The sequence below is a fragment of the Proteus sp. fly-1013 genome (genome assembly GCF_040140245.1).
Classification (GTDB): Bacteria; Pseudomonadota; Gammaproteobacteria; order Enterobacterales; family Enterobacteriaceae; genus Proteus; species Proteus mirabilis_B.
The window spans coordinates 447,885-474,342 of the sequence record NZ_JBEEWD010000001.1; the positions used below are offsets into that span (position 1 = coordinate 447,885).

A 26,458-nucleotide genomic window follows, 5' to 3' on the forward strand; every position below is an offset into this window, starting at 1 on the left:
AATATATATTCTTGGAGAATCGGGAATGGTAGTGTTAAATAAAAATAAAATCGCACTTGGCGTTGTTGCTGCTATTGCATCAAGTTTTGTTATGACTGCATCAGCAGAAAATGTAGAAAAACTGCTTGTAACAACCGCTTCAGGGTTTAAACAAACCGTTGAAGATGCACCTGCATCGGTTTCTGTTGTCACTCGTGAACAATTAGAAACCAAATCTTACCGTGATGTGACTGATGCATTAAAAGATGTACCCGGCGTATTAGTGACAGGCGGTGGAAGTAGTTCTGATATTAGTATTCGTGGTATGGATGCAAAATATACCATGATCTTGGTTGATGGTAAGCGTGTTGCATCGCGTGAAACGCGCCCTAATAGTGATAACTCTGGTATCGAACAGGGTTGGTTACCGCCTTTACCTGCTATTGAACGTATTGAAGTTGTACGTGGCCCAATGTCTTCTTTATATGGTTCAGATGCAATGGGTGGGGTTATCAATATTATTACCCGTAAGGCGCAAAAAGAGTGGAATGTAAGTTTACGTGCTGATAGCACGCTGACAGAGCGTCAAAACTCAGGAAATACTGAACAGGGTAGTTTTTATGCAGCAGGTCCATTAATTGATAACCTTCTAGGATTAAAAGTCCAAGGTCAATATTCACATCGTAGTGAAGATAAATTTATGAATGGCTATAATCGTCAAATTACCGCAAGCGGTGGTGGGACATTAAGCTGGACACCAGATGACAAAAACACGGTTGAATTTGAATTTAAAAAAGACAGCCAACATCGAGATGCACGTTGGGAATATTCAGCATCTGAGCGCTCTCGTAAATCTAAGAGTAGTGATTTCAGTAAATATGAGTTAACGCAATATGCACTGACTCATGACGGTGTTTATGATTTTGGTACGATGAATACATATATTCAACGTGACGAGAATAATAACCCAAGTCGTAAAATGGAATACAATGATACGACTATACGTAATCAAACGGTATTTATGCTAGATGCGCATACATTAAGTGTTGGTGCTCAATATCGCTTTGAAGAGCTAAAAGATAGCAACAATCATTTAGATAAAGGCAGCAAACTCGATCGTTATAGTTGGGCACTATTTGCTGAAGATGAATGGGCGCTTACAAATGATTTCTCTTTAACCGGCGGTTTACGTATGGATAAAGACGAAAACTACGGTACGCATTGGACACCTCGTGTTTACGGTGTTTGGCATATGGCTGATGAATGGACGTTAAAAGGTGGTGTGTCTACCGGCTATCGTTCACCAGATCTACGCCAAGCAACCAAGACTTGGGGACAAGCAACGGGTGGCTCAGGTGGTAATGCTGTGATTTACGGTAATCCAGATCTGAAACCTGAAAAATCAGTAACAGAAGAAATTGGTATTATTTGGGACAACCGTGACAACTTAACGGCAAGTGTTACTATTTATAATACTGACTTTAAAGATAAAATTACTGAACGTCGCATTTGTGATGATAAAGGCGTGTTACCGACATGTACCAAAGAGCAAGGATATGGTCACCAATATGACTTTATCAGTACGCGCGAAAATGTTGATAAAGCCAATATGCGCGGTATCGAGGTGACAGGTAACTGGACAATTTCACCAGAATGGAATTTAGCCGCTAACTATACCTTTACTGATTCAGAGCAGAAGAGTGGTGCATTTAGTGGTAAACCACTGAATAAACAACCTCGCCATATGGCTAATGCGACCTTAAACTGGGAAACAACGCCAGAAATGGAAACATGGGCACGCATTAACTTCCGTGGTAAAACATCGGATTATTTATCGCGTACCAGCATGGCAACAGGTACACCTTCTTATGCGTTTGTTGATATTGGTACCAGCTACAGCTTAACCAAACAGCTTAATGTGATTGGTGGTGTTTATAACGTATTTGATCGTCGCATCAACTATGAAAACTTTAATACCACATTAGAAGGTCGTCGTTACAACATTGGTTTGAACTATAACTTCTAATTTTTCACCCTCAGTTTGTGTCATTAAGACTCCACTTGTGGAGTCTTTTTTTATCTCTTATTTTTTCTTGTTTGCTCAAAATTAGTACTGGAAAATTTAAATATTGAGGTCTATATTTAGCTCAATAATTCATCTTATTCATCGTTTTATTCTGACTATCAGCTTGTTATTTCTACTTATTGTTTGCCATTTTTTTCTTAATTTATTCTCTTACTTTTTGTTTATATAAAACAGGCTGTTAAAAAATAGACATTTTTTATTAAAAGTCTATTTTTTGGAGTAAAAAGAAGTGTAAGTTAACAATTCCTTAGCATTAATCTTATTAATGTATTTTAAATGCTTTATTTTGATGGTTTGTTGATAATATTAATTTTAATATGGAATTTAATGTTTATTTATCAATGCATTATGATTTGATTCCTTTCGGTGTTGTAAAGGCTTTCGAAATATTCAAAGCATAAGAATTGTGATAAAAGTACAATTGTTGTTAATAAAATGTGGCATTACATGTTGACTTAGTTTGCGAATTGAAAAGATCGTAAAAAAAGGGGGCTTTTTGATGAAAATGTATTGCTATTTAAGTCTGAGACGTGCAAAATGCGCCCACTAAAAATATGACTGATGCGTTTAAAGTGCATCGGTTTTTTTTTGCATTTTTACTTATTACTACACCAAGAGGTCAGATTCATTTGAGTCTGAATAGATAACATAATTTGATTAGCAGCCAGCCCCTTAGAGAAAGGGTTGTCATGATAGAGGAATGCTAATATGGTACATTTATTCTCTTTCGCAGTCGGGCCTAACGGCACTGCGGGCAATGATGACTACGGAGCACGGCGTCTCCTAAACACATACACATCCTTAAAAACTTCATTCTATTCTGTTTATAGGCAGATGCGAAGTCTTCCCAGTAACTGTCGGTTGAGTTTATTGAATACTCAAACCGAAGTTATGGGAGGGTTCGCGAATGTCAGATAACGTCATCTCCTCTATCGGCACTAACCAAACTGGTGCTAACAATCGAGTTCAACTACGTAAAACCTTGACACTAATGCAGGTAGTCATGATGGGGCTTGCTTTTTTACAGCCTATGACTATTTTCGATACATTTGGTATCGTTTCTGGCATTACCAATGGTCATGTAGCAACATCGTATGCAATTGCTTTAGTTGCAATTTTATTTACCGCAGTAAGTTATGGAAAATTAGTTAAGCGTTTTCCATCAGCTGGCTCTGCGTATACCTATGCTCAAAAATCCATGAGCCCTTATGTTGGCTTTATGGTGGGTTGGTCATCTTTACTAGACTATTTGTTTATGCCAATGATCAATATCTTATTGGCGAAAATCTATTTACAAGCAATATTCCCGGGCGTTGAACCGTGGATCTTTGTATTTGGTTTAGTGGCTTTAATGACGTTCTTTAACCTACGTGGTATTAACGTTGTTGCTAACTTAAATACAGCAATTGTTATTGTACAAGTTGCAGTAATGGTTGTGTTTGTTGGATTACTTATTCACGGTGTGTATAACGGAGAAGGTGCAGGGGAGTTATGGACCTTTAGACCGTTTGCGTCTGTTGATGCTGAAGTTATACCTATGATAACCGGGGCGACAATACTCTGTTTCTCATTCTTAGGTTTTGACGGTATCAGTACATTATCAGAAGAAACACCAAATGCAGGTAAAGTTATCCCTAAAGCGATTTTCTTAACTGCGCTGATTGGTGGGATTATCTTTATTGCCGTTTCTTACTTTTTACAATTGTATTTCCCAGATATTTCACGATTCAAAAACCCAGAAGAGTCACAACCTGAAATAATGCTGTATGTTGCTGGTGCTTTATTCCAGTCCATTATTTTAGTGTTCTCATGTGTGACGGTATTAGCATCTGGTATGGCGGCTCACGCAGGTGTTGCGCGTTTACTTTATGTTATGGGTCGCGATGGTGTATTCCCAGAGAAGACATTCGGTTACGTACATCCTAAATGGCGTACACCTGCATTTAACGTGCTATTGGTGGGTTTCTTAGCGTTAGGTGCCGTGTTCTTTGACTTAGTGACTGCAACTGCATTAATTAACTTTGGTGCGTTAGTTGCGTTTACTTTCGTGAATCTATCTGTTATTTCACAGTTCTATATTCGCGAGCGCCGTAATAAAGGGTTAATGGATCACATTAATTACCTGATATTACCTATCATTGGTGCTGCGACAATGGGTGTCTTGTGGATAAACCTCGAACCAGGCTCTATGGAGTTAGGTCTTGTCTGGGGTGCAATTGGTATACTTTATATGGTGTGGATCACTCGTCGATTCCGTCGTCCTATGCCACAAATGCCAGAAAAGTAATACTATAAACATTGTGATAAAAATCAGTGTAGAAATGGCTTCAGTAATGAAGCCATTTTTTTATCTATATTAAGTTGTCTATATTAATTATCTACATCAAATTAGCCACATCAAATAGAAATTGAATAATAAATGATGAAGAGTGGTTTATGTATTTTTTAGTGATAAATAAAATATCAAAATATATTTTTTACATTTTTGTACTTAAAATATTAATACAGTGTTAATTTTATTATTGTTTAATACCTATGATCACATATATTAATTATTGTGATTTTATATTTAATCATTTGATTAATTATTTTAAACCGCAAGTATAAAAAAGAGATTTAATAAGTTTGATCTGTATCATAGTTATTAAAATAAATAAAAAACAACTAAGAGATATCACTTAATAATTATTACTTAATAATAGTTACGTATATTTTCTATAGCTTAGAATAAGTTAATATATAAATTAAAATAAATATAATTGAAGGGAAACAAAAGCATATCTTTATTATTATTATTAATACTGAAGTCTTTATTTTTATTTTATTCACTTATAGATTAAGTGTATATAACTAAATTATTCGTTTTTTGCCTATAAAAACATCACTTCTCCTCATTATTTGATTCTATTCCTTTACTCATTCCATAAGTATTATTTGATTGCTGTGCTACGCTTTAAATAGGATTAGTCAATATATTTTCTTACTTATCCTTAATAAGGAAATATAACTAATATCAAAATGAAGTTCATCTAAAAACCAAAGGTGACAATATGTCTTTAATTAAAAAAGTTGCTCCATTTATTGTAATGTCTGGCCTTATGGTTGCAGGCAATGCAGTAGCTCAAACTCAGGGTACAACTGTGACATTTGAAGCATTAATTCGTGCCGCAAGTTGTGATGTTTCTTCGACCACTGAAGGCTCCAGAATCGACTGGGGAACCTTTACGAGTGCTGATGTAGCTAGTAAAAACGTGGGCGACAAATTAGGTGAAGACAAAACATTTAATTTAGAACTCACTAACTGTTCAGGCCCATTAGCTGCCGATGGCACCATCAATTTGTATGCTCGTGGTAATAAGTCTAATTTTAATGCTGAGATGTTTGCTAACCCAACAGCGCGTTCTTTAGCGGTTAAATTGTTGGCTACATCGAAGAATGTATTAATTGTTCCTAACGTAGAAACAGGTTTGAAATTAGGTACTGCGATTGTTCAAGGCGGTAATGCAACAATTCCTATGACCGCTGGACTTTATTTAACCACTGGTAAAGTTGATCGAGACGAATTAAAAGTACCAGTAACATTTACTGTTGCTTATAACTAATTCTACCTAAACTAATTAAGAGACTCTGTTTATAACAGGGTCTCTATTTAAAAGAGAGATATGATGATTAATATTACAGATAAAATAGCAAAAATTTTTGTTGTATTACTAATGATAATCTCTCCTTTTGTTTATTCCAAAGGAGTGGGGTTGGATGCAACACGGATTATTTATCCAGAAAGTGAAAAAAGTGTGGGAATAGTGGTTCGTAACCAAGAACCTAATATTAATTATTTAGTTCAAGCTTTTATTACATCAAATCAATATCCAATCACGTTTGAAGTGACACCTCCTATTTTTAGACTTAATAGTGCATCTAGGCATGAAGTAAAAATTTATGCAAAGAGTAATGCCTTAGCTAAAGATAGAGAAAGCGTATTTTATTTCCACGCAAAGATGATCCCCGGTCAAGATGGTAAAACCGATAATTTAGGGATGAGTGTCGGATTCGATAATGTTATTAAGTTATTTTATCGTCCTGATAACTTACCTATGACCTCTGATGAAGCCCAAGCAAAACTGAGTTTTAGCGTGGAAGGCAAACAATTAAAAGTAACCAATAACTCTCCTTATTATATTAACTTTGCTGGTTTTTCAGTTAATAACATCAAACTTGATGTCAGTTTAGCAAACAACAACGCAATGATAGCGCCATATAGCTCAATCAAATATTTGCTACCAGCAGGTGTAACGCAAGGAAACATTCACTGGCGTACTATTGATGATTTGGGTGGATACAATGAATTTACAGCTAAATTTTAATCACTATTTATGTGGGATAGTCTTACTTGCGATGACGAGCTTTGGATATAGCGCTGTAAATTCAGAAGCCGTATTAATCGTTAAAGGTAAAGTTACTAGAGGAACTTGTGCTTTTACTTTATCTGATCAAACAGTGAAATTTTCTAAGCCTATTTTAGTGGAGAATGTCGTTGAAATAGGTGAAAAAGATGAAAACAAATTACCATTTACGGTTGAGTATAACTGCCAAGAGTTTTCAGATGAAACGCCAGATATGGAAGTGATAATTAAAGCTGGGGCGGGAACCCAAATTACGAATGATAAAATATCGCCTATCACAAATATTACCAACTCAAGCTTTGCACTTTATGACTGTAAAAATAGTAACTGTTCGCTAGTTAATTTTAACGCAGGCGTAAGCTCAGTGTTTATTCAAACTGGAAATGGAACAAAAAATAAAGATTTTCAGGTCGAAGTGGTAAAAAAAGACACCTCAACTGCCAAACCGGGTGCTTTAAAAGCAATATTAGCGTTAACACTGGTACAACCTTGAGAATATAAAAATGAAGATAGTTCTATTAAAAAGGAAGTGTTTAAGTTTATTTATCTTGATGCTGTCTTTTATTAGCTTTGGTGCGCAAAGCGTAGAGTTTGAATTCAAAGTGACGGTTGATAAACAAACTTGCAAATTATCGGTGACTGGAACCAGTAATAACGAAGTTGATTTTGGTAGCATTCAAGCCTCTAAAATAAAAAATAACTTAGTGGAGCCTATTCCGATTAAATTATTACTGACAGATTGTAAAACAGACGATTTCTCAGATACCTATGTAAAAATGGCAGCAAAAACCACACTAAATACTGTCACTTTCAATGATGATATTACGAAAAGCTTTGGTATTCGGGTTTCAGAAAGTGGAACGGCAACTCAATCAAATAATGATACTGACTTTATTAAATCTGGTGACATTGTTTGGAATAACATTGATAAAAAAAGTTTAGAAAAGAAACTTTATACTTACGTTAAATGTAAAACGGGAACTGCTTGCGAACCAGAAGCTGGCGAGTTCTTCTCTACATTAACATTTTCATATTACGTTGATTAATAAGTGAAATGAAAAATTTAATAAGAGATATAACATTAATTTTTACGTTGATAATGATAAGTTTCGGGGCTTATGCACAAGGTGTTAGCTTAGGAAAAACACGGATTATTTTTAGCGAAAGTTATAGTGAAGGTGTGAGTATCACCAATGATGATAACAAACCTTATTTAATACAGTCGGGTGTCACGACAGATCTTGATGGCAAATTATCGCCTAACTTTATTGTTACACCTCCTATATTTAGGCTAGAAAATAAAAGTACATCATCAATGCGGATTTTATTAAAAGACGCTGTTTCTCTACCGAATGATAAAGAATCACTTTTTTACTTGAATACAAAGATTATTCCTTCAACGGAAAAAAATAATGCAGATGATGAAGTATCTAAATTAGTCTTAATAACAAGTTTTGTCATTAAAGTCATTTATCGACCTGATTCGATAAGTAAACCTACTGATATTGATTTCAGTAAAGTGAAATTACAAAGCCAAGGGAAAAATTGGTTTTTTAATAACCCAACACCTTATTATTTTACGTTAACAAAAATCACATTAGATAAAGAAAAATATAATAAAAGCATAATGGTTGCACCTCATAGTCAAACAAAAATAGATGTTAATAATATGAATAAAGCAAGCTGGTTTTTTATTAATGACTACGGGGAATTATCGAAAGAGTTTCATTATAAGGATGTAGCAAGATGATGACTAAAAATAAAATTATTTACTTATTTATATCAATAATGGCTTTATTTTATAGCAAAGTGATATGGGCGGCAGAAAACGCTTTTCAATTTTCATTGCAAAGAATGACATACAATGAAGGAAGCAATAGTGTTTCTATTGGCTTGAGAAATAATGAAAACTCTCCCTATCTTGTTCAAGCTGGAATGAAATGGCTAGATGAAACATCTGGACTTCAACTTATTGAGAAAAAAGTAAATACACCTTTTATTATTACTCCGCTATTAGAAAAAATAGAACCAGGTCAATATTATGATTGGCTTATCAAGTTTACAGGATCTGATACTCTTCCAACAGATAGAGAATCTGTTTACATTGCACAGTTTCGCTTAATTCCTTCTACCTCTGATGAAAAAGTCGATATACAGGTTAATGTTATTCGTGCATTAAATTTTAAAATTTATTATCGCCCTAAAGCATTGAATGGCATAAAAATAGAAAGTGTTGAAGATAAATTATCATTTTCTATTTCAGGAAATAAATTAGTAGCAAAAAATGAATCTCCAATATATCTCGCATTTAATACAATAAAAATTAATGGAAAAGAAATAGAGCTTCAAGAACTCTCGAAAAATGTTCCACCCTTTGGAACGCAAGAATATGTTTTTTCAGGTGAGTATGTGAATAAAATTAGTTGGCAAATATTAGATGAATATTTATTTCCTCTAGATGAAAAAACAAAAAACTTCAAATGATTTACTAAGAATATTGACAGCTTGTCGGCTAAATGATTAAGAGTGTAAAAATGAAAAAACCAATGACAATATTCAGATATAGCCTTTTTACATCACTTATTTTTTTCTCTTTAGGCTCATTCGCTGAGGATTATTTTGATCCGGCTTTACTAGATGGACAATTAGGCATTCCTAGTGATATCGACTTAAGCCAATTCTCAAGCAAAGATGCGTTACCAGAAGGAAAAATTATTCTAACGGTTTATGTTAATAACAGTAACCGTGGCGAAACATCAATTCATCTTGTAAAAGGGGCAGATAATAAAGTTGTTCCTGAAATTACACCGGCATTATTAAAATCATTAGGTGTAAAAGTTGAAACTGTGCCTAATTTAAATAAATTGGGAAATGATGATGTTATTACTGATTTGACTCAATATATTCCTGACGCATCCGTTAAAGTGAATTTGTCAGAGTTAAAATTAATAACTAGCTTTCCTCAAATAGTGATGTCCACGGATGCGGTGGGTTATATTGATCCAGCGGTTATCGATAGTGGCGTTACTGCAATGTTTGTCAATTATATGTTTAGTGGAGGTCATTCATCTAATGATAATTCCTCTTTCAATGACATTAATAATGGAAAATTAAAGAACGATAACTTTTTTGCTCAATTTAGAGCTGGTATTAATTACGATGAATGGCGTTTACGTTCAACAATGACAAACACTTACGCTAGAAATTCTAATGATAAAGAAGCAACTAGCGATAACAGTACAAAATTTACCAATACTTATCTTTCGCGAAATCTTTCTTCAATTCGCTCAGAATTTATCGTGGGTGAAACCACATCGGGTAATGATGTCTTTGATGGGATCCCGATGAAAGGGATGCGCTTACTTTCTAATGAGCAAATGTTACCAACCAGCCAACAAGGTTTTGCCCCAGATATCAGCGGTATCGCTCAATCGAATGCCAAAGTAACAGTAAAACAAAATGGTAATGTTATTTACCAAACCTATGTTGCGCCGGGGCCTTTTAAACTTACCGACCTTTATGCTAGTGGCTCTGGCGGTAATTTAGATGTCACTATTACAGAAGAAAATGGATCTGAACGTACCTTCACTGTCGCGTTTTCATCATTACCAGTGATGTTAAGACCGGGAGGATGGAAATATGAATTAAGTGCAGGTCGATTTGATGGTGGTACAACGGTTGATTCTAAAAAAGCAGATTTTGTTTTAGCGAGTGGAGTATATGGTTTTCCTTATGATGTCACTCTTTATGGTGGTGTGTTAGGCGCAAAAGATTATTTTTCTATTGTTTCTGGTATCGGGGTTTCACTCGGTGACTTTGGTGCGGTTTCAACGGATATTACCCATGCTCATGCAAAATTTGATTCAATTGGCTCTCAAGATGGGCAATCGTATCGATTCCGTTACTCAAAAAACATGACAACAACAGGAACCTCTGTTGACTTAACTGCATTACGTTTTTCAACCAAGCACTATTATGATTTTAACCAATTTAATACGGCAGATTATCAGCTAAAAGAAGGAACATCACCTTGGCTAGGTGAACGTGAAAAGAGCCGTTTTACCACATCACTTTCTCAAACCTTAGGAAATTACGGCAGTATTTATCTGTCAGGTAGTTACTACAATTATTGGGAACAAGATGAAAAGGTCACTCAATTAACAACGGGTTACAACGGTTATCTAAAAGGCGTTAGTTTTGGGATTAACTACAGTATTGACCGCATAAAATCAAAAGATAGCTGGCCGGAAAATAGGCAAATTAACTTTAACGTTAATATTCCATTTAGTCTCTTTAGCAATAATCCGATGGTGAGCAATTTTAACAGTACTTATATGTTAACTCATGACAATCATGGGCGTACAAACCAACAAGTTGGATTATCAGGAAGCGCTTTTGATAACGCCTTGTCCTATGGTGTTGCACAATCTTGGGCGAATCAAAATCAACCTAATAATGGTTCTTTATATGCCAACTATTCTGGCAATTATGGTACTAGCTCACTGAATTATAACTATTCAAGCGATTATTACAGTGTGAACGGTAGTATGAATGGGGGATTACTTCTCCATTCCGGCGGTGTTTTATTAGGCAGAAGTATGGGTAGTAGTATGGCGATTATTGAAGCTCAAGGTGCCAAAGGAACCGAACTGAATTCAGGCAATGGTGCAATTAATAGTCAAGGATATGCTTTATCTCCATACTTATCTGAATATCGAGAAAATACTGTTGGATTAAACGTAAATACATTACCTGACAACGTTACATTAAAAACAACCTCTCAAAATGTTGTGCCGACAAAAGGAGCAATCGTAAAAGTTGTCTTTAAAACCAAAATTGGTTTTCAGGCAATTCTCAATATCAATCATAGCCAAAGTATTGTGCCGTTTGGCGCTATTGCCACATTAATAGATAAGGAAAATCCTAATGAGATTAATACGGGGATTGTCGGTGAGAACGGACAGCTTTATATGAGTGGATTGCCTTCAGATGGGAAACTGTTGATTAAATGGGGTAATAGAAACCAACAAAGTTGCAATATTTCATATCAAGGATTGGGTGATATTGAAGTGAACAGTAAGCAGCCAATAAGAACAATGTCGCTTTCTTGTGAATAAGAAACGCCAATCCTTATTTAATTGATAGGAAGCATTAACATGAAAATTCGTACATGGGTAATGACACCACTGGCTTGCGTATTGGCAATGCCTATATTTGCTACTTTTGCTGCAACAGATATGGGAGCAATGACATTAAATTTAACGGGTGTTATTGATATGAATGTTAATATGTCACAGAGCCAATTGGTGACCGGGACATTAACGGGGCAAACTTATTTTTCAGCAACACCTATCTACTCTTCAAGTCAAACGGGCACATGGAATAGCAGATATGCGATTATTTCATTAAGTGAGCAGAATTATCAATGTAACGCTAGCTTTGTATCAGTAGTACCATTTCAAGCAAATACTTATGGTTTAAAACTCACACATTCAAGTAATCCTGCGGCATCAGTATATGTTACACCTAAGCTTAATTATTCTGTTGAATTATATAATTTTGGTGATAAGTACCAAAGCATTTATGCGGGTCAATTTTTCCAAACTAACCCAGGTGTAATTGATAAAATAACCCCAGATTATAAAGTGTGTTATGTTCCAACAGTTAATGCTGTTGTACCTGGGGGAGGAACAAAAATTGTTAGTATAAAAAGTCCAGGTTCACTACCTATTTATATTGATAACAATTTAACACCAGGGACATTGACTTACCGAGGCACACCTTTTTATGTTGGAAGTTTTGGTGGCTCCACAAGGGGAGACTATTACTTAAAAGTAAATGTAACGGCAAATATTAAAGTTAAACGCTCATGCGCAATTACGGGTGTGTCTAATCAACAATTTAATGAAAATATGACACACACCAAAGAGGTTATTCGTGACTCTACCTTTACCTTATCCTGTGGGGGATTAGGTAATCCTGTCAATTTATCCGCGGTGGTGAAAGAAGGAACGGCTGATGCTACTAATCCTAGAAAACTCATACTAGCGCCCATCAATGGTACAATTTCGGATAAAAAACCGTGGGTAATGGGACTGCCTTATTTGCAACAAAGCGCACCGCCTTTCACATGTAATGATGATCAAAATGCTAAATTATTAAGATTCGATAATACAGATTTAGAATTAACAGGGACGAGTGTGGGTAATAATGTACCAACGGCATTTGGCATACGTTGGGCATTATGTAAACCAGATGGAACAAAAGCGGGTGAATATCGCGGAAAAGTGGATGTGAATATTTTTGTCCGTGGATAAAAGTCACAAATTTAGAAAAAAAAAAATAAAAGTGGATCTTAGGATCCACTTTTTGTTTAAACATTTAATCATCTTAGAATGAATAAAGTGAATCTTTAGACTCTTTTAATTTTTGTGCTAATTCAGACGCTTCATATCGTTCTGTTACTATTTCGATATAAGAGGCATTTTCTGTCGAACCAGCCACTTCAAGCGCTTTATTTAATTCATCTATCGTTGTGACTTTCTCACAATGCCAATCTCTTGCGCCAAAAGCTTTAGGTAATTGATGATAATTCCATTGAGCAAGATCGTTATAATAAGCTTCAGGATAATCACACAATAATCGTTCAATTAAGTAACCATCGTTATTTAAAACAAGGATGATTGGTTTTAATCCAAAACGAACAAATTGGCTGATCTCTTGTACGGTTAATTGATGTGAGCCTTCACCTGTAATTAAAATAACTCGTTTGTTAGGGGCTGCAAGTGCAGCACCAAATGATGCAGGTGTTGCCCAACCAATAGAACCCCATAATGTTTGATTATGGAATTGTGCGCCATCTGGTAATAGGGCAAAACCTAACCCCATTGAAGATGTACCTGTTTCAGCAATAATAATATCGTTAGGTTTAAAGAATTTTTCTAAATGAGGATAGAGATACTGAGCAGTAATTTTACCGTTATCAGATAACACAGCTTCGCCTAATCCTTTGGCTTTTATCTGATGATAAGTTCTATTCGGTAATCTTTGGGTTAGTGCTGAGAGCACGTCTTCCATATAAATGGATGTATAGATAACAGAATTAATCTCAACATATTCAGGCATGATGTTGATAAATTGTTTTGGTTTAATATTGGCAGTGAAACTTCCGGTATTGAAATCAGTCATCATTGCACCAATTCCCAATACGTACTCACTATTCTCTACAAATTCTCTGACTTCAGGTGTCATTAATTTGCCATCATACATACCAACATATTGGGGATGCGATTCACTTAAAATACTTTTATCCATAAACATAGTGGCATAAGGTAAGCCGGTCTTTTTAATAAAAGATTGGACATTATCTGATAACCCTAAACGTGAGGACAAAATACCGGGTAATACGCAGATATTATTGCTGCGCGTAAGCTTCTCAATAATGAGTGACACCACTTTCTCTAGTATTTCTTGATCGCTTATTGGTTTTTTGGGTGTGGCAACAGGTGAATGTTCTATCACTTGCATAGTGGCATAATCAGAAGGTAAGCCAATATAAACAGGACGACGCTCTTTTAATGCAGCCGCAATTAAGCGTTCCATTTCTGGAATACAATTTTCGGGTGTTAATATTGTGTGAGCACAAGCGAGACGTTGGCCTAATTGATAAAAAACATCAAAATCACCATTACCTAATGTGTGATGAACTAGACGCTTACTTTTTTGCACACCACTTGCTGGCATACCAACTAAATGAAAGATAGGTAAGTTTTCTGCATAAGAGCCGGCAATAGCATTAATCGCACTTAATTCACCAACACCAAATGTTGTCGATAACGCAGCTATACCTTTAATTCGGGCATAACCATCAGCAGCGTAAGCTGCATTTAATTCGTTGCAGTTACCAATCCAACGCATATGGTTGCTATTACAAATAGTATCTTCTATGGGGAAAGCATAATCACCTGCAACACCAAAAATATCACTTATTCCTAAGTCATATAAGCGGTTTAACATATATTCAACGACAGTCTTACTCATATTATCTCCAGAAAATCCGAATAATAGTCTGTAAAAGTAGAGGAATGCTTTTACATTATGCTTAATGTTTTATCGCGAATATTATTTAATATAAAATGGTTTATTATCATTGAGGGTATAACTAAATGTAATAAGGTAAGCGTTACTAATGGATATTCGCACATTGCGCTATTTTGTTGAGGTTGTTCAATTAAATGGTTTTAGTCGAGCTGCTGATGCGCTATTTATCACTCAACCTGCGATTAGTCGTAGTATTAAAAAATTAGAAGATGAGTTAGGTGTTATTTTATTAGTGAGAGAAGTTGATGGTGTCAGGCTAACGGATGATGGTGCAATACTGTTTGAACATGCAAAACAGATACTTGCACAATTTAATAATATGAATAAAGCATTACAAGATAAGTCTGGACCATTAACAGGGGTATTAAATGTTGGATTACCTCCAGTTATAGCCTCGACTTATTTTGCTGATATTATTATGGCATTCAGCTCTCTTCATCCTCAAGTTGAACTAAAAATATTTGAACTAGGCACTAAGCAAATGGCAGATGCCATGAGAGAAGGAAGAGTTGAAACGGCCGCGGTCGTATTGCCTTTTAATGAAGATACTTTTGAATTAACACCTTTTTCAGAAGAAAGTTTAATGCTATTAATGTCGCCATCCCATCCTTTGGCTATAAAAAAAGAAGTTCATTTTAACGAGTTGATTAATGAGCCTTTTATTTTCTTTTCTGAAGATTTTCGTATCAATGATTTAATTTATAGTGCATGTGGTATTTACAATACAACACCTATTATTGCGGGGCGTAGTAACCATTTAGATTTAATTATTGCAATGGTAAAAGCAGGTGTAGGAGTAACGCTTCTACCTAACAGCATGTGCAATAAAAATCCCATTGATGATTTAGTTGTTGTTCCTGTGGTAGAGCCTACGTTGTCATATCAAATAGCACTAGCAAATAATAAAAATAGCTATAAAAGTCGCAGTTGCCAAGCGTGGGAACAACTAGCAAGAGAAAAGCTAATAATAGAATAAAATATTAAAATGAGGCTTATTTATATTCTATTTGAGAAATAAATATCGAAATTATCTTTAAATAATAAAATGATTAAAAATAAATAAATGTTATTTTTTAAGAAATGCGGATAGCTGTATAAAAGTAGTTACATAAATGATAAGTTTATATTTTGCACATAGTCTTATGAGTAATAATAAAAATGGGCAAATAAAAGATTAATCAGACATGACAGGAATAGGATAGGGAAAATGAATGAGAGTAATAGTTCTGTAAATCAACATTTTATTCGTAAACTTGAAGGTATTGTTGGTAAAAAGCAGGTACTAACACAAGCACATAAAACAGAACGTTATCGTAAAGGTTTTCGTTCAGGACAAGGTAAGGCATTAGCCGTTGTCTTTCCCGCTAATTTATTAGAACAATGGCGAGTTTTTAAAACCTGTGTTGAAGCCGATAAAATTATTATTATGCAAGCGGCGAATACTGGATTAACAGAAGGCTCGACACCTAATGGTGATGATTATGATAGAGATATCGTGATTATTAGTACATTACGTCAAGATAAAATACAGGTTCTCTCAGAGCATAATCAAGTTATCGCTTTTCCTGGCAGTACGTTATGGCATTTAGAAAAAGTATTAAAGCCATTAGGTCGTGAGCCTCATTCTGTTATTGGATCATCTTGTATTGGTGCATCGGTAATAGGGGGAATTTGTAATAACTCAGGTGGTGCTTTAGTTCGTCGTGGACCTGCTTATACCGAATTATCACTTTATGCTCGTGTTAATGAAAAGGGTGAAGCTGAATTAGTTAACCATTTAGGTATTGATTTAGGCGAAACGCCAGAAGAAATATTAACTAATTTAGATAATCGTCATTATCATGAAAAACAGATACAAACGACAGAAAAATTAGCTTCTGACCATGAATATCATGAGCGTATACGTGATGTTGATGCTAATACACCATCTCGTTTTAATAATGACGAACGCCGTTTATATGAAGCCGCTGGAAGCGCAGGAAAATTATCTGTATTTGCCGTGAGATTAGATACTTTCCCAGCAGATCATCGCACTCAGGTTTTTTATATTGGTACTAATAATCCGGACGAACTCGAAGATATTCGTCGTCATATTTTAAGCCATTTTAAAAAGCTACCTGTTGCTGGGGAATATATGCACAGAAGCTACTATAAAATGGCTGAAGTGTATGGAAAAGATACGTTTTTGGTGATTGATAAATTAGGCACAGATAAAATGCCAATATTATTTGCCGTAAAAGGGCGAGTAGATGCGGTATTAAATAAAGTGCCTTTTTTACCTAAAAACATGGTAGATAGAACCATGCAATTTATGAGCAAACTATGGCCTGCTCATTTACCAGAGCGTATGACAGATTTTCGTGACAAATATGAACATCATCTTATGTTAAGAATGGCAGATGGTGGCATTGAAGAAGCGGCCACTTATTTAAAAGAATACTTTAAAACAGCATCAGGCGATTATTTTGAATGTACTGAAGAAGAAGGAAATAAAGCTTTCTTGCATCGTTTTGCCGCCGCAGGTGCTGCTGTTCGTTATCATGCTGTTCATGTTAATGACGTAGAAGATGTGTTGCCATTAGATATTGCATTGCGTCGTAATGACAAAGATTGGTTTGAAAAATTACCACCTGAAATAGAGAGTAAATTACTTTATAAACTCTATTGTGGGCATTTTATGTGTCACGTTATGCACCAAGATTACATTATTAAAAAAGGTGTTGATGCTAAGGCACTAAAAGCAGAAATGCTGGCGTTATTAGATCAACGTGGAGCAGAATATCCCGCAGAGCATAACGTGGGTCATATGTATTATGCTAAGCCTCAGTTAAAAGCATTCTATAAACATAACGATCCAACCAATAGTATGAACCCGGGTATTGGTAAAACCTCAAAATTAAAATATTGGGGTGAAGAGTGTGGTTGTGGACGTACTCATAATGATGTGAATGCAGAGAATAAAGAATAATAGTTTTATATCACGCTTATTAAATTAAAAAGAAAGGCAGGATAAAACCTGCCTTTTATCTTATTAATTAACTCGCAATCTCTTGAGCATATAAATAAAGCTCTTGTAGCTGTTTTAATTTTTCCTCGTTATCAGCATGTTCTTCAGCTAATAACTGAATAGTATTAATATATTCGGTTAGTTTTTCTGGCGTTAACATCTCTTTTCTATGCGCCAACCAACGTTGTTGTTCATCATAATTAAGCGTTGAAGGGTAATTTCTTGCACGATAACGGAAAAACAGAGGTTCCATTCTCGCATCTTCAAACGTTAAATCTAAAGCGGGTAAATTCTGTGGTTGTGTTGAGCGAATGATCTCCATCGCACTACGATCATTTTCACTGAAGAAACCATTATAAATTTGTGAATCAACATTATCGGATACAGCAAAAGGTGTTTGCTGAGCAAATATTTCCACGACTTTATTACGTATTTCAGGATGAGAAAATAAGATCGCTTGATTTTTTAAACAAATATCAACATCTAAACCAATTCTATCTGCATCTTGCTGTCTTAATGTATTTTGCGGTGCCACAATTGGGCATTTATTAATATGCAGTAATTTAATTGGAACTGGTGGCTCATCAACTGACAATTCACTACGTGGTGTATATAAACGCTCACGTAATTGATCTGAATCGAGAGTTAATAGGGGAGATATATCTGCGGCTAAGTCACAAACAATAACCGCATTACGATTATCAGGATGCCACGCTAATGGGGCAACAAGGCTTAAATTAGAACGCGAGGCACCAAACATACCTGAAACATGCACAATCGGTGTCATTGCTGGAATATCAATTAGCGCCTGCACTTTGCGTTTATCACGTAAATTAAAGAAATAATCAAACATACGTGGTTGAGCTTGTTTTAATTTTTTTGCCATCGCAATGGTGGCATAAACATCAGACATCGCATCATGGGCATTTTCATGAGAAATACCGTTGGCTTTGGTTAATAACTCTAAACGGAAACTTGGAAAACCGTCTTCATTTTCAGGCCAAACAATACCTTCAGGACGCAATGCATAACAGGCACGTAAAACATCAAGTAAATCCCAACGCGAATTTCCTTTTTGCCAGCTATAAGCATAAGGATCATAAAAATTACGATAAAGGATATTGCGAGTGACTTCATCATCAAAACGAAGGTTGTTATAACCCATAATACAGCTATTAGGCTGGCTAAAAGCTTGATGAATTTGACGAGTAAATTCAGCTTCAATTACCCCATTTTTTGCCGCAATTTGTGGTGTTATTCCGGTGATCATCACGGCTTCTGGATGAGGTAGATAATCGTCATTAGGTTTGCAATAAATAACGAGAGGATCTTCAATAATATTGAAATCCATGTCGGTTCTTATACCTGCAAATTGAGCTGGGCGATCTAAGGCTGGGTTAGTGCCAAAGGTTTCGTAGTCATGGATGTAAAATGTGGGCGTTTTCGCTGAATTAGACAAGGTTTCCTACCGTAAATTTATTGATGATTTTTTAAATCATTACTCAATGGGTTGTATTGGGTTTAATTAAGACTATGGTAAACCATAACGCGGTAAACGTGAAATGTCAGATCAAAGCACACTTATGTAGTGTTTAAATATAGGGTGTTGCAGTAAGGATAAGTAGGAGTGTACCGCCACTAATATTGATTACTTTTTTCATGGTAACAATATTGATTTTTTGTGATGACAATAAAATAAAACTACAGCAAGCAATCAACCAGATGCTCATCATTAAAATATGGATAGAAGATAAGGCTAGATAATTACCTAATGTCGGAGTTGCTCCTGCATAGCTGGAAACAACCACGAGATATAACATAATTGCTTTAGGGTTAAGCACATTAGCAATATAAGCGGTTTTAATAGAGGCTTTTTGATGAATAATAGAGGTGTTTTTAGTCGCTTTTAATCCTGAGTATATCAGTGAAATTCCAAGATAAATTAGATACAAGTTACCAAGGATGGTTAACACCATAAAAGCAGAAGGGGACGAAACTAAGAGTTTGGTTATTCCCAATCCTACCAAAATCCCGTGAGTAATAATGCCTAATGCGGTGCCTACAATCGTGATTAATAACCCTTTTACACCATAGGTCAGGGTGTTATCTAAAGCAATTGTAAAACTTGCACCCGGCGAGATAATGATAGGCAGTAAGGTAATAATAAAATCCAGTATATCCATAGTATTATCTTAGCTATTAGTCCTTATACTCTTTTAATCTTCGTCGAAAAATTGCATACCAGAGTAGGGATGTTGACGACAAGCTTTTAAGCGACTTTTTAAATCACCCACATGGACTTCAAGCTTATGATGGTCAGGATCGTAAAAATAGAATGAATCACCTTCACTTTTATTTTCTTTCCATGCAGTAATGCCATAAGACAGAAGATGTTGTTTAAAGGTTTCAAAATTATTTGCAGATAAACTGAAAGCATAATGGGTGTAATCACTGTCTTCAGTAATATGGCGTTTATCGTGAGATAAACATAACCATAATCCGCCCAGTTGTAGATAAGCGCCGTTATCCCATAAAGCAAAAGGCTTAAAACCTAATATCTCAGTATAAAAGGCAAAGCTTTTATTCACATTATTGACTGCGAGTGTTAGGTGGTTTAAATCAGTTAGCATGGCTTTAAGTGAATGATGAAAGATACAGCTATTTTAGCAAAGGAAACTAACTGAAATGGATTATATGATACCTATTTGTGCTTTTTACTGTGAATCATGGTAATAAAAGATAAAAGTAGATCTAGAACACATAACTCAAATTGTTAACGTTAACTTATGTGCTTTATGTCACATTAAAGCGATAAAATTGTTTGTTAACTTAAAAGTTAACGTTAACATTTAAGGGTGGAATGACTTTAATAAGGCGCTTAACCAATGAATAAAGACTCAAAAAAATACTATGCGATCTTAAGTGCGCTGTTATTTTTCTTCTTTTTTACCTGGTCTTCATCATTTTCATTAGTTTCTATTTGGTTAAATCAGTATGTAGGATTAAAAGCGACTGATACTGGATTAATATTCTCTGCAATTTCTCTGATTGCGTTATGTGCTCAACCTTTATATGGCTTTATTCAAGATAAATTAGGGTTAAGAAAGAATTTGTTATTAGTGATCGCAGTATTACTTATTCTTTCTGGGCCATTTTTTCTAGGTTTCGCATCAATACTACGTTGGAATATTTTTGTTGGCTCCATTTTAGGGGGCTTATATGTTGGTATGACATTTAATGCGGGTATTGGCGTATTAGAGTCATATACAGAGCGTGTTAGTCGTATTCGTGGCTTTGAATACGGTAGGGCGAGAATGTGGGGATCGTTAGGTTGGGCATCAGCAACATTTATTGCTGGACACAATATAAATATCGATCCTAATTACAATTTTGTGATGGCTTCTATTTCTGGTGTTGTGTTCTTAATTCTTTTAGCACTATTAAAAACCGATAAATCAGATGCATTTAATCAATTAGAGCATGGAAAAACATCAGCGATTACCCTCAAAGACGCACTGAATTTACTTTCATTACCTCGTTTTTGGGCACTTATTCTATTTGTTATTGGCACCTGTATTTATGGCGTTTATGACCAACAGTTTCCAGTCTTTTTCTCATCACAATTTGCGACCTTACAGCAGGGGAATGAGATGTACGGATATCTGAATTCATTGCAGGTATTCTTAGAAGCTGGTGGTATGTTTATCGCACCTTTCCTTGTAAATAGAATAGGTGCTAAAAATGGTTTATTACTAGCAAGCAGTGTTATGGCTGCACGTATTATTGGCTCAGGATTAGTTGAAGGACCTGTTTTGATCTCTTGTATGAAGTTATTACATGCTGTTGAGTTACCGATTTTATTGATTTCAATTTTTAAATATAACAGTCAACACTTTGATAAACGTTTATCTTCAACACTTTATTTAGTCGGTTTCCAATGTGTGAGTTCTATTGTTGCAACATTATTATCTCCATTAGCTGGTTATGGTTATGATCATTATGGTTTTGCACCAACCTATATGGTGATGGGATGTATGGTGATAGGAACAACACTTCTTTCTGCTATATTTTTACGTTCAGATGCGAAAGCATTATTACCACTTGATGGTCTACAACATGAAGATCAAAACAAAGCACAACCTATTTAATCGCTCATTAATTTATCTTTTGTAGTGTCGATTTTGGCTACCAGTGAAAATGTGTAGCCATTTTTTTATCATTAATTAAGTGAACATTTACGGGGTAAAGAATGTTGACTATATTTATTAATGCATATCATCCTAATTAATTGTTAATTAAGCAAAATCAATTAAATTTGTAAACTTTGCTTGTTTATTGACACGATTAAGCGATAATCTTAAACAGAACTATTTATCTTAAATATCAATTGTAAAGGTGTAGGAAATGGATAACGCAAACAAGCCGTCTTTCCAAAACGTACTGGAGTTTGTGCGTATGTATCGTCGTAAGAACAAAATCCGTCGTGAGATCACTGACAATGAGAAAAAGATCCGTGATAACCAAAAACGTGTTCTTTTGTTAGACAACTTAAGTGAATATATTAAGCCAGGTATGTCGATTGAAGATGTACTGGGCATTATTGCTAATATGCGTAGTGACTATGACGATCGTGTTGACGATTACATTATTAAAAATGCCGATCTGTCTAAAGAGCGCCGTGAATTATCTAAGCAGTTAAAAGCGATGGGTGAAATTAAAAACCTGCCTGATCTAAAAGACTGATTGTTTCGCTAAGAAATTAAATGCCTCTGAATTGAATATTCAGGGGCTTTTTTTTATCTTATTTTTGGCTTTATAAATACGAAGTTAATTTGTTAGCAGTTACCAAAAAAAGAACCCACTAAAAAGTGGGTTCTCAATTTAGAAGTATTATCAAGATATTCTTAATAACACCTGATTATCAGTTTTGGCTTTCAGCTTTCGTCATTTCTGAAGAAGCGTGGTTAGTAGAACAATGTCCACCGGCACCTGAGCGGCCTTTCTTATCAAAAGCAGGGCGTGCTTCCCATGCTTTGATTTCAATTGCCACTGGCGCTTCATTAGCGGCTGGCGCTTTTGTCATTGGTGAACTTGCATGTAGTTGGCGTGCAACTACAACAGGCTCTTGACGAATAACGACTTCAGTTGGTTTGCTCTCTGTTACTGCTTCAACTTCCACAACAGGGGTTGCGCTTTCTGCTGGCTGACTTTCAACGACAGCTTCAACGACAGGGGCTGCAACAGTTTCAACAACAACTTCTTTGTGTTGTTCAACAGTTTCTTCAGTTGCAACTACTGCTTCAACAGGTTGAGGTTCAAGTGTTGACGTTTCACTTTCTACTGCTACAACCGTATCTTGTGCAACTTCTTCTGGCGCGATATTTGTTTCAGTTTGTTGTGAAGTTTCATGCATGTAAGCTTCAGTGGTATTCAATACCGCTGAAATATTCTCTTTACGAGTAACATGCTCTTCTGTATTCACTTCATTGATTACATCACTGATAACGTCAGCTTCAACAGGCACAGTTTGTGGCTCTACTGCAACAATTTCAGCGACAGCTTCTGTGGTTGATTCAGTACTGACTGTGACAGAATAAGTTGATTCAGTGGTTTCTGTCTGTGCAATATCAGCAACAATAGCTTCTGAAACCGCCGGTGCAATAGCTACCATTTGCGGATCTTTATGAGTAATAATGTGGTTTCCAACAGAAACATCATTGTTGTTTTCATCATTATTCTCAATAAATGGTGCATCACTTACCGGTGTGATTGGGTAGCGAATGAAGACTTTACCAGAAGCCAGCTCAGGAGAAGCAACCGCCATTGCCAGAGGCATTGGTGATACTGTTAATGTGCGCTCATCACGATAACGACGGCGACGTTGACCACTTACACGTAAATGACGAGGTGAACGACGAGAACGACGAGGCATAACATTATCTTGCCCGTTATTATCTTCATTTTTATTGTCATCTTGTGATTTAGTTGCATCAGGTAATGCTTTTACAACTTGTGCTTCATTTGCTTCAACTTTCGCAACAGCAACTGCTTTAGGTGCTGGTTTTTCAGTTGGTGCAACTTTAGTTTGTGTAGTTGCAACAGGTGGTTCAGAAACCGCTTTTTCGGCTGCAACAGGTACAACGGCTAATGCATTATCATTGTCTGTCACACGTACAGATTGTGTTAATTGACGACGATTACGGCGTTGCATAGCAGGGCGACGAGGTTCTTCTTTCTTCTCATCAGCACTATCTTTTGCAACAGCATCATTTTCAGAAAGAGCTGCTTGAGCTTTAGCCGCTTCTTGTTGCTGTTGACGTTTTTCTTCTTGACGACGACGTTGTTCAGCACGTTGTTCACGACGCTGTTGGCGACGGGCTTCGCGTTCTGCAATCTCTTGTTCACTACTAACTTCAGTTGTTGGAGTCGTTTGTGGTTTTTGATTGCGATTCTTGCGATTGTCTTCGCTATTCGCGTTATCACGATTACGATCATTATCGCGCTCACGACGATTATTATTGTTACGTCGATTATTGTTATTGCGACGATCACGACGGTTGTCGTTATTCTCTTTCTTGTTTTCCTGTGGTTTTTCTTGTGCTACCGCAGGCTCTGGTTCACTACCAAATAAGTTAGAGAAGAATTTTGCAATAGAAGCAAAGAAACCGGTACCTTGAGCTTGTTCTGTTGTAGCAGGTTTAGCTTGAGGTTGAGGTGCCTTTTTGTTTTTTACTGTTTCAGCAACAGGTTCTTCTTGTAACCCAAAGGCTGAAATAGCAGGTTGTTCAGGCGCTTTACGCTCTGTAACAACATCGTCTTCAGCTTCATTTAACTGGTTTTCATGGAATTGCGCTAAGTTGTAGCTCAGAGAGGTGATCTCTTCGCCTTTACGTACACGAATAACAGAGAAATGAGGGGTTTGCATTTGGTCATTAGGAACAATAACCACTTTGACATTAGATTGACGTAATTCAATGTCAGTCACCGCTTTACGTTTTTCGTTAAGCAAATAAGAGGCGATTTGAACAGGGACAATCGCATGCACTTCATGGGTATTTTCTTTAAGTGCTTCTTCTTCGATAAGACGTAACACTGAAAGTGACAGTGATTCATTGTCACGAATAGTACCGGTGCCTAAGCAACGCGGGCAAACGTGATGGCTAGATTCACCTAATGAAGGGCTTAAACGTTGGCGAGACATCTCTAATAAACCAAAGCGAGAGATGCGTCCAATTTGAATGCGAGCACGATCTTGACGAACAGCTTCACGCATTCTGTTTTCAACTTCACGTTGATGGCGCACAGGCGTCATGTCGATAAAGTCGATAACAATTAAACCACCCAAGTCGCGTAAACGTAATTGGCGTGCAATTTCGTCAGCCGCTTCTAAGTTAGTATTAAATGCAGTTTCTTCGATATCACCACCGCGGGTTGAGCGTGAGGAGTTGATATCAATCGCTGTTAATGCTTCAGTTGTATCAATAACTAAAGCGCCACCAGAAGGAAGGCGAACTTCACGCTGAAACGCAGATTCAATCTGTGATTCAATCTGGTAATGGCTAAATAGAGGAACGGCGCCAGTGTAATGGCGAATTTTGCTAGCAAAATCACCACGGCCAATCGCTTCAATATGGCTACGCGCCATTTCAACGACTTTTGCATTATCAATTAAGATTTCACCAATATCAGGACGTAAGTAGTCGCGGAATGCGCGAACGATTACGTTACTTTCCTGATGGATTAAGAAGGGTGCAGGGCGATTCTCTGCCGCTTTCTTAATAGCATCCCAGTGTCTTAGACGATAACTTAAGTCTTGTTGCAGTGCTTCAGCAGATTTACCAACACCGGCTGTACGTACAATCAGACCCATGCCATCTGGGATTTCTAGGCTTGATAAAGCTTCTTTAAGTTCAGTACGATCTTCACCTTCAATACGGCGAGAAATACCACCTGCACGAGGATTATTTGGCATTAATACCAAATAACTTCCGGCAAGGCTGATAAAAGTGGTTAACGCTGCACCTTTATTACCACGCTCTTCTTTATCAACTTGAACAATAACTTCCTGGCCTTCTTTTAAGACATCTTTGATGTTAGGACGACCATGGGAGTGATAATTACTAGGAAAGTATTCGCGGGCTATTTCTTTGATAGGAAGGAAACCGTGGCGTTCCGCACCATAATCAACAAAAGCGGCTTCTAAGCTGGGTTCAATTCGAGTGATTTTACCTTTATAGATATTCGCTTTTTTCTGTTCATGACCGGGGCTTTCGATATCCAGATCGTACAAACGTTGCCCATCGACAAGGGCAACACGCAACTCTTCCTGCTGAGTTGCGTTAATTAACATTCTTTTCATATTGTGACTTACTCGTTATTTTCACGTTTTATAATGTGCCACTAACATACGTAATTACACTATTGATAACCGATGACCTCGTGTCTTTTACAAATGCGTCAACCTCACGGTTGTCGATTGTATAGAGGTGCAATATGTCGGTGAGTCTGATTTTTAGTTCAAAAATTCAGCACTCTTTAATTGAACACAATGTTTCAACTCAATAAGCGATGTATTTGTGGCATACTAAATTGTTTGATTTTCGACTATGTCTTACGCCATTGCTGCATTTTGAAAATCAAACAAACAAAATTTTCATAAATATACCTGATAAACATAATCAGGAGAGTCTGCATTATTCCATTGGTGTTAGGGTTATAGCAAGATGACTTTTCTGCTTTGGTGACTTTTTCTGTATAAATATGAGAGATTAGCTAATGTTTCGTCTTTTTCCCATTATTCAGGTTAAAATAGACGACAGAATTGATGTTATTTTGTGCACCATAAAGTTGTTTGTAATTTTTATTTTAAGAGAGCCAAAGAAT

At 36.2% G+C, this 26,458-nt stretch carries 20 protein-coding genes; 15 read left to right on the forward strand and 5 right to left on the reverse strand.

The genetic code is table 11. From position 1 onward, the window contains the following. Positions 1-25: 25 nt before the first annotated feature. The 11 genes from ABN236_RS02120 to ABN236_RS02165 all read left to right on the forward strand — a co-directional run bounded on the left by ABN236_RS02120 (position 26) and on the right by ABN236_RS02165 (position 12,785). Entirely contained in the window at positions 26-2,005 is a 1,980-nt protein-coding gene (locus ABN236_RS02120; protein WP_349473270.1) for a ligand-gated channel protein, read from the forward strand. Positions 2,006-2,773: 768 nt separating this feature from the next. Then, positions 2,774-2,983: a hypothetical protein gene (locus ABN236_RS19305; protein WP_088493213.1), complete on the forward strand. Its 210-nt coding sequence runs from the start codon at positions 2,774-2,776 to the stop codon at positions 2,981-2,983. After that, entirely contained in the window at positions 2,973-4,352 is a 1,380-nt protein-coding gene (locus tag ABN236_RS02125; RefSeq protein WP_088493212.1) for an APC family permease, read from the forward strand. The genes ABN236_RS19305 and ABN236_RS02125 overlap by 11 nt, the downstream gene beginning before the upstream one ends. A gap of 763 nt (positions 4,353-5,115) precedes the next feature. Next, entirely contained in the window at positions 5,116-5,667 is a 552-nt protein-coding gene (locus tag ABN236_RS02130; protein WP_349473271.1) for a fimbrial protein, read from the forward strand. A gap of 60 nt (positions 5,668-5,727) precedes the next feature. Beyond that, a complete protein-coding gene (locus ABN236_RS02135; RefSeq protein WP_349473272.1) occupies positions 5,728-6,429 on the forward strand; it encodes a fimbrial biogenesis chaperone in 702 nt (233 codons plus the stop codon). After that, positions 6,407-6,961 (forward strand): fimbrial protein, encoded by a 555-nt coding sequence (locus ABN236_RS02140; protein ID WP_349473273.1) that lies wholly within the window; start codon positions 6,407-6,409, stop codon positions 6,959-6,961. The genes ABN236_RS02135 and ABN236_RS02140 overlap by 23 nt, the downstream gene beginning before the upstream one ends. A 10-nt stretch (positions 6,962-6,971) precedes the next feature. After that, positions 6,972-7,514: a fimbrial protein gene (locus ABN236_RS02145; RefSeq protein ID WP_349473274.1), complete on the forward strand. Its 543-nt coding sequence runs from the start codon at positions 6,972-6,974 to the stop codon at positions 7,512-7,514. Positions 7,515-7,522: 8 nt separating this feature from the next. After that, positions 7,523-8,218 carry a fimbrial biogenesis chaperone gene (locus ABN236_RS02150; protein WP_349473275.1) on the forward strand — a complete coding sequence of 232 codons (696 nt, stop codon included), beginning with the start codon at positions 7,523-7,525 and terminating at the stop codon, positions 8,216-8,218. Beyond that, positions 8,215-8,952 (forward strand): fimbrial biogenesis chaperone, encoded by a 738-nt coding sequence (locus ABN236_RS02155; RefSeq protein ID WP_349473276.1) that lies wholly within the window; start codon positions 8,215-8,217, stop codon positions 8,950-8,952. Before ABN236_RS02150 ends, ABN236_RS02155 begins: the two co-directional genes overlap by 4 nt. Positions 8,953-9,002: 50 nt before the next feature. After that, positions 9,003-11,585: a fimbria/pilus outer membrane usher protein gene (locus tag ABN236_RS02160; protein WP_349473277.1), complete on the forward strand. Its 2,583-nt coding sequence runs from the start codon at positions 9,003-9,005 to the stop codon at positions 11,583-11,585. A 39-nt stretch (positions 11,586-11,624) separates the two neighbouring features. Further along, positions 11,625-12,785 (forward strand): hypothetical protein, encoded by a 1,161-nt coding sequence (locus ABN236_RS02165; protein ID WP_349473278.1) that lies wholly within the window; start codon positions 11,625-11,627, stop codon positions 12,783-12,785. Positions 12,786-12,858: 73 nt separating this feature from the next. Here the strand turns inward: ABN236_RS02165 and ABN236_RS02170 are convergent, their stop codons facing one another. Continuing rightward, positions 12,859-14,508: an alpha-keto acid decarboxylase family protein gene (locus ABN236_RS02170; RefSeq protein ID WP_349473279.1), complete on the reverse strand. Its 1,650-nt coding sequence runs from the start codon at positions 14,506-14,508 to the stop codon at positions 12,859-12,861. Between the two features lie 148 nt (positions 14,509-14,656). Here ABN236_RS02170 and ABN236_RS02175 point away from each other — a divergent pair, with 148 nt between their 5' ends. Both ABN236_RS02175 and dld read left to right on the forward strand, forming a co-directional pair. Continuing rightward, on the forward strand, positions 14,657-15,544 hold the full coding sequence (locus tag ABN236_RS02175) for a LysR family transcriptional regulator (RefSeq protein ID WP_349473280.1): 888 nt from the start codon (positions 14,657-14,659) through the stop codon (positions 15,542-15,544). 231 nt (positions 15,545-15,775) lie between these two features. Continuing rightward, a complete protein-coding gene (gene dld / locus ABN236_RS02180; RefSeq protein ID WP_349473281.1) occupies positions 15,776-17,536 on the forward strand; it encodes a D-lactate dehydrogenase in 1,761 nt (586 codons plus the stop codon). A gap of 67 nt (positions 17,537-17,603) precedes the next feature. Here dld and sbcB read toward each other — a convergent pair whose 3' ends face one another. The 3 genes from sbcB to fosA12 form a co-directional block, all read right to left on the reverse strand. Next, positions 17,604-19,034, reverse strand: a complete 1,431-nt coding sequence (gene sbcB, locus ABN236_RS02185; RefSeq protein WP_088493201.1) for an exodeoxyribonuclease I — start codon at positions 19,032-19,034, stop codon at positions 17,604-17,606. A gap of 133 nt (positions 19,035-19,167) precedes the next feature. Continuing rightward, positions 19,168-19,758, reverse strand: a complete 591-nt coding sequence (locus tag ABN236_RS02190; protein ID WP_349473282.1) for a LysE family translocator — start codon at positions 19,756-19,758, stop codon at positions 19,168-19,170. Between the two features lie 33 nt (positions 19,759-19,791). Then, on the reverse strand, positions 19,792-20,205 hold the full coding sequence (gene fosA12, locus ABN236_RS02195) for a fosfomycin resistance glutathione transferase FosA12 (RefSeq protein WP_088493199.1): 414 nt from the start codon (positions 20,203-20,205) through the stop codon (positions 19,792-19,794). A 255-nt stretch (positions 20,206-20,460) separates the two neighbouring features. On the opposite strand from fosA12, the gene ABN236_RS02200 reads away from it, so the two are divergent. Then, on the forward strand, positions 20,461-21,723 hold the full coding sequence (locus ABN236_RS02200; RefSeq protein ID WP_349473283.1) for an MFS transporter: 1,263 nt from the start codon (positions 20,461-20,463) through the stop codon (positions 21,721-21,723). Positions 21,724-21,979: 256 nt separating this feature from the next. Continuing rightward, the gene (gene tmaR, locus ABN236_RS02205) at positions 21,980-22,318 is read left to right on the forward strand and encodes a PTS system regulator TmaR (RefSeq protein WP_036937771.1); all 339 of its coding nucleotides are present in this window, start codon (positions 21,980-21,982) and stop codon (positions 22,316-22,318) included. Between the two features lie 178 nt (positions 22,319-22,496). Here tmaR and rne read toward each other — a convergent pair whose 3' ends face one another. Next, positions 22,497-25,934, reverse strand: a complete 3,438-nt coding sequence (rne, locus tag ABN236_RS02210; RefSeq protein ID WP_349473284.1) for a ribonuclease E — start codon at positions 25,932-25,934, stop codon at positions 22,497-22,499. Positions 25,935-26,458 lie beyond the last annotated feature (524 nt).

Bases quoted from the DNA above. Each gene is read 5' to 3' on its own strand.
- ABN236_RS02120 (WP_349473270.1), top strand. From the start codon at position 26: ATGGTAGTGTTAAATAAAAATAAAATCGCACTTGGCGTTGTTGCTGCT.
- ABN236_RS19305 (WP_088493213.1), top strand. From the start codon at position 2,774: ATGGTACATTTATTCTCTTTCGCAGTCGGGCCTAACGGCACTGCGGGC.
- ABN236_RS02125 (WP_088493212.1), top strand. From the start codon at position 2,973: ATGTCAGATAACGTCATCTCCTCTATCGGCACTAACCAAACTGGTGCT.
- ABN236_RS02130 (WP_349473271.1), top strand. From the start codon at position 5,116: ATGTCTTTAATTAAAAAAGTTGCTCCATTTATTGTAATGTCTGGCCTT.
- ABN236_RS02135 (WP_349473272.1), top strand. From the start codon at position 5,728: ATGATGATTAATATTACAGATAAAATAGCAAAAATTTTTGTTGTATTA.
- ABN236_RS02140 (WP_349473273.1), top strand. From the start codon at position 6,407: ATGAATTTACAGCTAAATTTTAATCACTATTTATGTGGGATAGTCTTA.
- ABN236_RS02145 (WP_349473274.1), top strand. From the start codon at position 6,972: ATGAAGATAGTTCTATTAAAAAGGAAGTGTTTAAGTTTATTTATCTTG.
- ABN236_RS02150 (WP_349473275.1), top strand. From the start codon at position 7,523: ATGAAAAATTTAATAAGAGATATAACATTAATTTTTACGTTGATAATG.
- ABN236_RS02155 (WP_349473276.1), top strand. From the start codon at position 8,215: ATGATGACTAAAAATAAAATTATTTACTTATTTATATCAATAATGGCT.
- ABN236_RS02160 (WP_349473277.1), top strand. From the start codon at position 9,003: ATGAAAAAACCAATGACAATATTCAGATATAGCCTTTTTACATCACTT.
- ABN236_RS02165 (WP_349473278.1), top strand. From the start codon at position 11,625: ATGAAAATTCGTACATGGGTAATGACACCACTGGCTTGCGTATTGGCA.
- ABN236_RS02170 (WP_349473279.1), bottom strand. From the start codon at position 14,508: ATGAGTAAGACTGTCGTTGAATATATGTTAAACCGCTTATATGACTTA.
- ABN236_RS02175 (WP_349473280.1), top strand. From the start codon at position 14,657: ATGGATATTCGCACATTGCGCTATTTTGTTGAGGTTGTTCAATTAAAT.
- dld (WP_349473281.1), top strand. From the start codon at position 15,776: ATGAATGAGAGTAATAGTTCTGTAAATCAACATTTTATTCGTAAACTT.
- ABN236_RS02190 (WP_349473282.1), bottom strand. From the start codon at position 19,758: ATGGATATACTGGATTTTATTATTACCTTACTGCCTATCATTATCTCG.
- fosA12 (WP_088493199.1), bottom strand. From the start codon at position 20,205: ATGCTAACTGATTTAAACCACCTAACACTCGCAGTCAATAATGTGAAT.
- ABN236_RS02200 (WP_349473283.1), top strand. From the start codon at position 20,461: ATGAATAAAGACTCAAAAAAATACTATGCGATCTTAAGTGCGCTGTTA.
- tmaR (WP_036937771.1), top strand. From the start codon at position 21,980: ATGGATAACGCAAACAAGCCGTCTTTCCAAAACGTACTGGAGTTTGTG.
- rne (WP_349473284.1), bottom strand. From the start codon at position 25,934: ATGAAAAGAATGTTAATTAACGCAACTCAGCAGGAAGAGTTGCGTGTT.